The 8987-nt window shown below is 59.1% G+C and carries 12 protein-coding genes; 7 read left to right on the plus strand and 5 right to left on the minus strand.

The genetic code is table 11. The features are described 5' to 3' along the window. The first annotated feature begins 291 nt into the window (after positions 1–291). From HMPREF9163_RS12540 to HMPREF9163_RS08875, 7 genes are all read left to right on the plus strand, one after another. A complete protein-coding gene (locus tag HMPREF9163_RS12540) occupies positions 292–483 on the plus strand; it encodes a tyrosine-type recombinase/integrase (RefSeq protein WP_232296688.1) in 192 nt (63 codons plus the stop codon). 185 nt (positions 484–668) lie between these two features. Continuing rightward, a complete protein-coding gene (locus HMPREF9163_RS08855) occupies positions 669–863 on the plus strand; it encodes a 4Fe-4S binding protein (RefSeq protein WP_006692152.1) in 195 nt (64 codons plus the stop codon). Position 864: 1 nt separating this feature from the next. After that, positions 865–2016 carry a 2-oxoacid:acceptor oxidoreductase subunit alpha gene (locus HMPREF9163_RS08860; RefSeq protein WP_009441412.1) on the plus strand — a complete coding sequence of 384 codons (1152 nt, stop codon included), beginning with the start codon at positions 865–867 and terminating at the stop codon, positions 2014–2016. Next, on the plus strand, positions 2013–2864 hold the full coding sequence (locus tag HMPREF9163_RS08865) for a thiamine pyrophosphate-dependent enzyme (protein WP_009441413.1): 852 nt from the start codon (positions 2013–2015) through the stop codon (positions 2862–2864). Before HMPREF9163_RS08860 ends, HMPREF9163_RS08865 begins: the two co-directional genes overlap by 4 nt. Before the next feature lies 1 nt (position 2865). After that, complete coding sequence (locus HMPREF9163_RS08870) at positions 2866–3396, plus strand: 2-oxoacid:acceptor oxidoreductase family protein (protein WP_009441414.1); 531 nt, start codon at positions 2866–2868, stop codon at positions 3394–3396. Between the two features lie 57 nt (positions 3397–3453). After that, a complete protein-coding gene (locus HMPREF9163_RS12545) occupies positions 3454–3603 on the plus strand; it encodes a hypothetical protein (RefSeq protein WP_009441415.1) in 150 nt (49 codons plus the stop codon). 9 nt (positions 3604–3612) lie between these two features. After that, positions 3613–4005 (plus strand): NAD(P)H-dependent oxidoreductase, encoded by a 393-nt coding sequence (locus tag HMPREF9163_RS08875; RefSeq protein WP_083475869.1) that lies wholly within the window; start codon positions 3613–3615, stop codon positions 4003–4005. Here HMPREF9163_RS08875 and HMPREF9163_RS08880 read toward each other — a convergent pair. The 5 genes from HMPREF9163_RS08880 to HMPREF9163_RS08900 form a co-directional block, all read right to left on the minus strand. After that, positions 3997–4353: a helix-turn-helix domain-containing protein gene (locus HMPREF9163_RS08880; protein WP_009441417.1), complete on the minus strand. Its 357-nt coding sequence runs from the start codon at positions 4351–4353 to the stop codon at positions 3997–3999. The genes HMPREF9163_RS08875 and HMPREF9163_RS08880 overlap by 9 nt on opposite strands. Before the next feature lie 119 nt (positions 4354–4472). Continuing rightward, positions 4473–5432: an L-lactate dehydrogenase gene (locus HMPREF9163_RS08885; RefSeq protein WP_037346752.1), complete on the minus strand. Its 960-nt coding sequence runs from the start codon at positions 5430–5432 to the stop codon at positions 4473–4475. Between the two features lie 535 nt (positions 5433–5967). Then, a complete protein-coding gene (locus HMPREF9163_RS08890) occupies positions 5968–6816 on the minus strand; it encodes an MTAP family purine nucleoside phosphorylase (protein ID WP_009441419.1) in 849 nt (282 codons plus the stop codon). Position 6817: 1 nt separating this feature from the next. Beyond that, entirely contained in the window at positions 6818–7843 is a 1026-nt protein-coding gene (mqnC, locus tag HMPREF9163_RS08895; protein WP_009441420.1) for a cyclic dehypoxanthinyl futalosine synthase, read from the minus strand. Beyond that, positions 7840–8937: a CofH family radical SAM protein gene (locus HMPREF9163_RS08900; RefSeq protein ID WP_009441421.1), complete on the minus strand. Its 1098-nt coding sequence runs from the start codon at positions 8935–8937 to the stop codon at positions 7840–7842. The genes mqnC and HMPREF9163_RS08900 overlap by 4 nt, the downstream gene beginning before the upstream one ends. Between the last annotated feature and the right edge of the window lie 50 nt (positions 8938–8987).

Genomic DNA, 8987 nt, shown 5'->3' on the forward strand with positions numbered 1-8987 from the left:
CCCTTTTTCTCGAAATTTCCCGTTCAAACGGGAGTTTCGGGGAAAGAAAGGGAACAGTCGGGGCGGTGTTGAAAGCTATTTTTCACTGCAATTTGTGAAATTCGTTCCTGTGGATCATGTAGCTATGATTATCCGCTATTTATCAGCGATTCCGTAAATAACAGCCATGCCGTAGTTGTCCTGCCGAAAAAACTACCTGCACCGTACGAGTGCACACGCCGCCCCCTCATCTGTGTGAAGAAAAATGGGCTCCCTTACCACCACGACACAGTTGAAAGCGCGTTGGTCAAGATGGGGCTGAACTCACATAGCTTCCGTCACACCCACGCAACGCGCCTGATTGAGGCAGGGGCAAACCTCGTCGATGTGGCAGCGCGGCTCGGACATACCGACGCAACCATTACTCAGAACCTCTACGCCCATGATACCGAGGATATGAAACGGAAAACTGCCCGCATCTTCGAAAAAATCGTAGACAAATGATTTTGCAGACAAGTTGTAGACAAACAGAGAATCACCCATCCTAAACGCTTGATATTCAAGGGGGGTGTATGCTTTTTCTGTATTTTCTGTTATAATGATGGAATCATCCGACGGCGACGGACGGATGGAGCTAGAAAATCTGTGTATATGGGATGTGTTCCGCATCCCGGCGGGAGAGAGACGCCATGAAGGGTGAGCTGTATATCAAGGAAAAACGGTGCAAGGGCTGCGGCATTTGCGCGGCGTTCTGTCCGAAGAAGGTGCTCGAGGTGAGCCTCCTCGGCAAGATCACGCCTGTCCGCCCCGAGGACTGCATCGCGTGCGGGCAGTGCGAGATGCGCTGCCCCGATTTTGCGATTTTCGTAGAGAGGAGGGCGTGATATGGCTGAGACGAGAGCACGGCTCATGCAGGGCAACGAGGCGGTCGCCGAAGGCGCGATTGCCGCAGGTGTGACATTCTTCGCAGGCTATCCGATCACGCCGTCGACGGAGATCGCAGAGCAAATGGCAAAGATGCTGCCGAAGATCGGCGGTACATTCCTCCAGATGGAGGACGAGATCGGGGCGATGGGCGCCATCCTCGGCGCATCGCTCGCGGGCGCGAAGGTGATGGACGCGACGAGCGGTCCCGGCTTCTCGCTGAAACAGGAGCTGATCGGCTACGCGGCATGCGCAGAGGTCCCCTGCGTCGTGGTGAATGTGCAGCGTGTCGGCCCCTCGACGGGGCAGCCGACAGCACCCTCGCAGGGCGATGTCATGCAGGTGCGTTGGGGCACGCACGGCGACCATCCAATCATCGCGCTCTCACCGTGGAGCGTGCGCGAGTCGTTCGATATGGCGGTGATGTCGGTAAACTACGCCGAGCGCTTCCGATCGCCCGTCATCCTGCTGACGGACGAGATCGTGGGACACCTGCGCGAGAATGTTGTCCTCCCCTCCGCTGATGAACTCGATATCTATCCGCGCCGTCTGCCGAAGAAGACACGCGCCGAGGGGTATCAGCCCTTTGCCGTGGGCGAGGATCTCGTGCCCGATGTGGCGCGCTTCGGCGACGGCTACCGCATCCATGTGACGGGACTGCTCCACGACGAGACGGGCTTCCCCTCGGGCAGCCCCGTGGTGACGGAGACAATGCTCCACCGTCTACATGAAAAGATCAACCGCGTGGGCGAGGAGATCATCCACACAGAGGAGTACTTCATGGAGGATGTGGAGTTCGCCGTCGTCAGCTACGGCGGCACCGCGCGCACGGCGTACGAGGCGGTACGCGAGGCACGCGCGGAGGGCATCCGCGTCGGCTTCCTGCGCCTCAAGACCATCTGGCCGTTCGCGGATGCAGCGATCGGACGGCTCGCAGATCGCGTGAAGAAGATCCTTGTCGCGGAGCTGAACTACGGTCAACTCGTGGGCGAAGTCACGCGCGCGGCGCATGGCACGCCCGTCCGCCCCTGTCTCAAATACAATATGCTGGACTTCACCCCGCAGGAGATTGCGGCGGCAATCCGCGAAATGAGCGAGGAGGGGCGGGCATGAGCACGGATATGAACACACACGTGGAGATCGACCGCGGCTTCGAGCAGTTCTTCCGTCAGAACCGCCTCCCCCATCTCTGGTGTCCGGGCTGCGGCAACGGCACGGCGCTCAAGTGCATCGCGCAGGCAATCGAGGGCGCGGAAGGATTCACACAGGACAATACCGTCATTGTCTCGGGCATCGGCTGCTCCTCACGTGGCTCGGGCTACATGGATTTCGACACAGTACATACAGCGCACGGACGTGCGATTCCATTTGCAACAGGAATCAAGCTCGCACGTCCCGAGCTGAACGTCATTGTCATTACGGGAGATGGCGATTGTACCGCCATCGGTGGCAATCACTTCCTGCACGGCTGCCGCCGCAACGTCGATCTGACGGTCATTCTCTTCAATAACAATATCTACGGCATGACGGGCGGGCAGTCCTCGCCGACCACGCCGCCGGGCAAGAACACGACGACCGCGCCCTATGGCACGATCGACCGCCCGCTTGACGCGTGCCGCATCGCCGAGGCGGCGGGCGCAACCTATGTCGCACGCTCGACCGCATTCCACGTCAAGCATCTCACGCAGATGATTGCGGGCGGGCTTGCCGACCATGGCTTTGCCCTCATCGAGGCGATGGTGCACTGCCCGACCGCCTACGGGCGCAAAAACAAGATGGGCTCACCCGCCGCAATGCTCGAATGGATGCGCGACGCCTCCGTCATGAAGACGGCGTGGGACAAGCTGCCGCCCGAGAAACGCACGCCCGAGAAATTCCCCATCGGGCTTCTCTATGCGTGCGAGGGCGAGGAGTACGGCAAGGCGAACGCTGAGATCCAGCGGCGCGCGGGAGGGCTGTGATATGCAGAAGGAACTTCGTCTCTCAGGTTCGGGCGGGCAGGGTGTCATCACCGCCGCCATCATCTTTGCCGAGGCGGCGACCGCGTGCGGCATGAACGTCGCACAGTCGCAGTCCTACGGCCCCGAGGCGCGCGGCGGCGCATCGCGCTCGGAGGTCATCGTCAGCGACGATGTGATCTACCATCCACATGTCGAGCATCCCGACATCGTGCTCGCGATGACACAGGCAGCGGCGGACAAATATGCGGGCGACCTCGATTCCGAAAAGGGCATCCTGATCATCGACAGCGAATTGGTTCCGAACGTCCCGCAGGCGGCACACGTCGTCGCTGTCCCCATCACGACGCTCGCGATTGAGAAGATCGGCAAGGCACTCTTTGCGAACATCGTCGCCCTCGGCGCAATCACGCGCGTCTCCGGGCTCGTCCCGCTCGACACTGTGAAGAACGCCGTCGCAAACCGTGTCCCGCCGCACACCGTCGACGCGAATATGCAGGCGCTCATGGTCGGCTACGAGGCGGCAAAGAACTAAACAGCCAAAAAACCTCTCGCAAGTACGCGGAAGGTTTTTTTAGGAATCGCTGATAAAATGAAGTCCGTCAGATTGGTACAGATTTTTTGTTCTATCAAGGAGACAAACCGGACTCATAGCAAGGGCTATGTGGAGGATTTGGCGACACAGAGAGGGCAAAAAAGATCTGCCAAGATGGCGGTGCTGAATTTATCAGTGCTTCCTTAACACTTTCCTATTCGTAAGTACCGCACAAAAAAGTGCGTTCTTGTCTCCTATTGGTTCTCCTGCCCGCCGCTGCTGAAAACATGGTTCGACGATGTACTGACGCACGGTTGGGCGTATGGGAGAAACGGCGGGGATAAACTGGAGAGACGAAAGGTCGCGCTCGCCGTCACAACAGGCGTGCGTGCGGAGGATTACAACATCGACGGGCGATACCGCTATACGTTCGCGCAGCTGCTCGCCCCGTTTGAGACCACACTGCGATACTACTGCCGCGCCGACTATCGGCCGTTCTTCGCCTTTTACGGTGCGGAGCGCGTGCCGGGCGAGGAGTATCACTCGGGCGCAGAGGAGATCGAACAAAGTGCGCGAGACTATGTTCGCTTTGCAGAGGCGCTATCGTGACGCAGGGACATCACCCCTGTGGCGCTCGCCCCAATCGCACATGCTGTGAAGAATCGGAATAAGAGAGCGTCCGCGTTCCGTGAGCATGTACTCCACCTTGGGCGGCACTTGCGGATACTCTTTCCGCACAACAAGACCGTCCGCCGCGAGTTCCTTCAACATGACGGAAAGGGTCTTATACGAGATTCCCTCGATGCGGCGATAGATTGCATTGTGACGAAGCACGCCACATTCTGCGAGCAGATAGAGGATCGCCATCTTGTATTTGCCGCCGATGAGCGACAGTGTGTAGTGAAATCCCGTCCGCGTGATCTCCGTCCCCTGCGGGACACAGCTGCCATGTTCCATATATCCCACCAATCACATACACATCAGAAGAGCCGCCCTCTATCGGTCATACAGGCGGCTCTTCTCATTTCGTTTCAACTATTCCTATTATAGGATGGCACAGTCTGTCCGTCAAGCGCTCACTTCACCCCGGCACCATCGAGCGCGGCGCGGACGCTCTTCTGTGCACGTACGAGTTTCTCCATCTCGTCCTCGGGCAGGTGTACCTCGAGGGAGCGTACAATACCGTCCTGCGAGATCATGCGCGGGATGGAGAGCGCCACGTCACGCATTCCATACTCGCCATTCATAACGGCAGCACAGGGCAGAATCGTGTGCTCGTTGTAGAGGATTGCCTTGATGAAGCGGCAGGGGACCATCGCGATGCCCGTATTCGTAAAGCCCTTGAGGTTGATAACATCGTACGCTGTCTGGATGAGTCCCTGCTCGACCTCTTTGCGGCTCAATTTATTCTTGAAGTGGAAGTACTCGTCGAGATGGTCGATACCAAGCCCCGCGCAGTTGACCGTCGACCATGCGACAAAGGCATCGTTGCCATGCTCCCCGAGCACGTAGCCGTGGATGTTCTTCGGATCCATATCGTAGTGCTCGGCGAGAATGTAGCGGAAGCGGTAGGTCTCAAGCATCGTGCCCGTACCGAGGATCTTCTCGCGCGGGTAGTCGAACTCCGTCGATACGACGTAGGTCGCGACATCGAGCGGGTTCGTAATCATGATGATCATGGCTTCCTTCGTGTATTTCACAATCTCAGAGAAGATGGAGCGCATGATCTTCGTATTTGTGCTCGCGAGCTTTAGGCGGTCAGGCGTCTCACCGGGCAGGATCGAAGGCCCCGCCGTGATGACGATGAATGCCGCGTCCCGGCAGTCCTCATAGGTGCCTGTATGAACTTTGATATTGGTGCTGTACGGCGAGGACATGGCGTGACTTGTGTCGAGCGCCTCGCCACGCGCGCGATCCATATCGAGATCGATAAGTGCGATCTCCGATGCGAGCTGAAAATCCGTGATCTTGTTGAGCACGGCGGAGCCGACATTGCTGGTTCCGATGATGACGACTTTTCCCCTGTTGACTGACATGGTAAAACCTCCCAAAAATGCAAAAAAGTCCGAACGCATAGATATGCGCTTGGACGCTATGGACTCATGACGAACTGTGTGGAAACCAGCCGTTTCATGGTGGATTGCACTTCTTTTCAGTAGGACATTGCCGCAGGATTTCCTGCGCCATCATAGTAGCACCACAGGGAATCATTGTCAATGGATTTTTGACGGAGTTTGACGTGTATACAAGATGGTTTTTATTGTCGATGGGTCAATGTGAAACGACAGTTCACAGACAAATATTTTCGTGCTATAATGCACGCAGGTGTTGTCAACAGCGGTAGGCGGTCAATTCTGAGCCCCCGAAAGGGGGTATTGCCATGGGACTATACGAGTTTCTCGCGTTTGTGTTCCTCGTTACAATTTGTATTGTAGCAATCAAGGCATAAGAAAAGCCGCCCTGAGTGACCAAACCTAGGCGGCTAATCTTAGCTATTTCCTAGTGTGGGGGCTGACCGTTTACCGGCAGCACCTTTTTCTATGCACATTATACGATGTTCGGCGTTTTTCGTCAACCCTTATCCGACTCTGCATTGTAGACATCCTTGAGCAGTGTCTCCTTGCGCAGACTGCGGCATTCGCACGCACTCTCCTCGGCGGGGACGCTGCGGATGGTGGCGAGCAGGATGTCGCCGATCATGGGCGCATCGTCGTAGAAAATCTGTGAGAGTGTATCGTGCGACCACGGGCGGATGCCCTCGCCGTAGTTGACGACGAAGTACAGCCCCGCATAGCATGCGCCGATCTCACGTGCGAGGTAGACCTCGGGCGCAAGGCTCTGCCCCACGATGTCCGCGTGGCCTTTCAGCATGGCGATCTCGGCGGGGCTCTCGAAATGTCGCCCATCCGTGACGGCATAGATCCCGCGGTCGAAGATGCGCCCCGTATAGCGTTTCTTCGTCTCCGCAACGAGCGTCGTGCGAAGTTCTGCGCAGAGTGCGTCGCGCATCACGAGCAGATAGCGTCCGTCGAGCATGACATCCTTGCGTACGGAGAGGTCGAGATAGTCGTCGGGGATGAGGAAGTCGCGCGGGTCGAGCAGCGGGTTCACCGTCCCGACGCCGCCCTCGGAAAGGATGCGTCGCACGCCCGCCTCCCGCAGCACCCAGAACACCTGCCGCGACGCGTCCGCACGCGTCACGCCGCTGCGCCAGCCGTGCATACGACAGGTCAGCACGCGCCGTCCCGCGACGGAGAACAGGCGGAACGCGGGGCTCTCGCCGTAGGGTGTCGCAAAGTGCAGCCCGTCCGCGAGGATCTCCACATCGTCCGCCATCGACGCACGCGGGAAGTCGCTCGACAGCGTACCCGAGCCGCCGATGACGGCGTAGCCCGCCGCAGGAATTTTCTCCTCTGCCATGCTAGAACCTCCGTATCACGCGGTAGCGCGTGTCGCGCTGCGCCGGCTCTCTGCCCGCACCGCGTATCAGATCAATCATCTTCTTAATCGACATATTGTACCGCGTTCCCGCTGCACGCACGACATTCTCCTCAAGCATGATGCTCCCGAGGTCGTCCGCGCCGAAGCCGAGCGTCAGCTGTCCGATGCGCTCCCCCTGCGTGACCCACGACCCCTGTATGTGCGCGACATTGTCCATGTAGAGACGCGTGACGGCAAGTGTCCGCATATAGTCCCAGCTCGAAGTCTTTTCCCCGCCGAGTGCCGTATTGCCCGGCTGAAACGTCCACGTGATGAATGCGCGAAAGCCGCCCGTCTCCTCCTGAAGCCGCCGGATATGCTCCATATGCTCCACGCGTTCCGCCATCGTCTCACCGAAGCCGATGACCATCGTCGCCGTCGACTCCATGCCAATCTTGTGCGCCGTCCGCATCACGCGCAGCCAGTCCTCGGTCATGATCTTTTTCGGTGCGATGAGCCTCCGCACGCGGTCGACGAGGATCTCCGCACCGCCGCCGGGAAGCGAGGCAAGCCCCGCATCCTGCAGCCGCCGCAGTGTGTCCTCAATCGTAATGCCTTCCTTTTCGGCAAAGTACAGAATCTCCGTCGCCGTGAAGGAGTGAATCACGATGGAGGGATAGCGGTCACGGATCGCGCGCAGCATATCCTCGTAGTACGCGAGCGGCAGATCGGGGTGAATCCCGCCCTGTATCATGACCTGCGTGCCGCCCGCCTCCGCTGTCTCGCCGACCTTCGCGAGAATCTCCTCCATCGGCAGGAGGTAGCCGTCCTCCGCGCCCACCTTCGTATAGAACGCGCAGAAGCGGCACTCGTTCACACAGATATTCGTATAGTTGATGTTGCGGTCAACGATGAACGTCACCGTATCGCCGAACCGCCGCCGCCGCTCCGCATCCGCCGCGCGTCCGAGGTCGATGGGGTCGCCGTGCGTGAGGAGGTCTGCCGCCTCCCGCTTCGAGATTCTCATGCGCCCTCCCCTGCCGCAATCGGCTGATAAAACGTGTCGCGCTCCACAGGCACATAGCCCGCCTCGCGGATCATCGCGTCAAGCTCGCGCCGCGTGATGCCCGTCTGCGTGGTCGCACCCGCTGCATGGATGATCTTCTCCTCACCGATCGTGCCGTCGAGATCGTCCGCGCCGAAGCCGAGGGCAAGCTGCGCGATGGGCTGCGTCAGCATGACCCAGAACGCCTTGAAATGCGCCACATTGTCGAGGACAAGGCGTGAGAGAGCGAGCATCTTCATATCCTCCCACGAGCCGACGCGCATGAGTTTCTTCTCTGCACCGAGAGCCGTGTTCTCGGGATGAAACGGAAAGAGCATAAACGCCTGAAAGCCGCCCGTCTCATCCTGCAGTTCACGCAGGGCGAGCAGGTGGTCGATGCGTTCCTCCACCGTCTCGATGTGACCGTACATCATGGACGCATTTGTGCGGATGCCGAGTTCGTGCGCCGTGCGCATACAGTCAAGCCACTCCGCACGCGTCGCCTTGTTCGGGCAGATGATTGCGCGGACGCGGTCGGACAGAATCTCCGCGCCGCCGCCGGGGAGGGATGACAGTCCCACCGCCTGCAGGGTACGCAGAATGTCGCGGACAGAAGTCCCCTCCGCCTTTGCAAAGTTCACAACCTCCACGGGCGTGAACGCCTTGATGTCCGCGTGCGGAAGTGCCGCACGCACCTGCCGCACGACACCCTCGTAGTAGGAGAAGGGACGGTCTGGATGCAGCGCACTCACGATATGGATTTCCGTGAGGCGCGGTGTATTTTTCGCCAGTTCCAGCACGCGAGCTACATCATCCGTTTCCATAATATAGCCGCGCGTATCTCCCTGCTCCACCTGGAACGCGCAGAGTGGGCAGTTCGCGCTGCATATATTCGTGAGGTTGATGTGGCGGTTCACCGTATAGTAGACGTTCTTCCCGCTCGCGCGCTCCTTCGCCGCACGCGCCCATGCGGCGAGCGCGAGGAGGTCGTTATCCTCATAGAGGGCGAGCGCATCCGCCCTCGTCAGCCGCGCCCCGCGCTCGGCGGCGGCACGGGCTTTCTTTCGATCACTCATGTACGATATTCTCTCCTTAAGGAAGCACTGATAAATTCAGCCCCGCCATC

This window comes from Selenomonas sp. oral taxon 138 str. F0429 (assembly GCF_000318175.2).
In the GTDB taxonomy this organism is placed as follows: Bacteria; Bacillota; Negativicutes; order Selenomonadales; family Selenomonadaceae; genus Centipeda; species Centipeda timonae.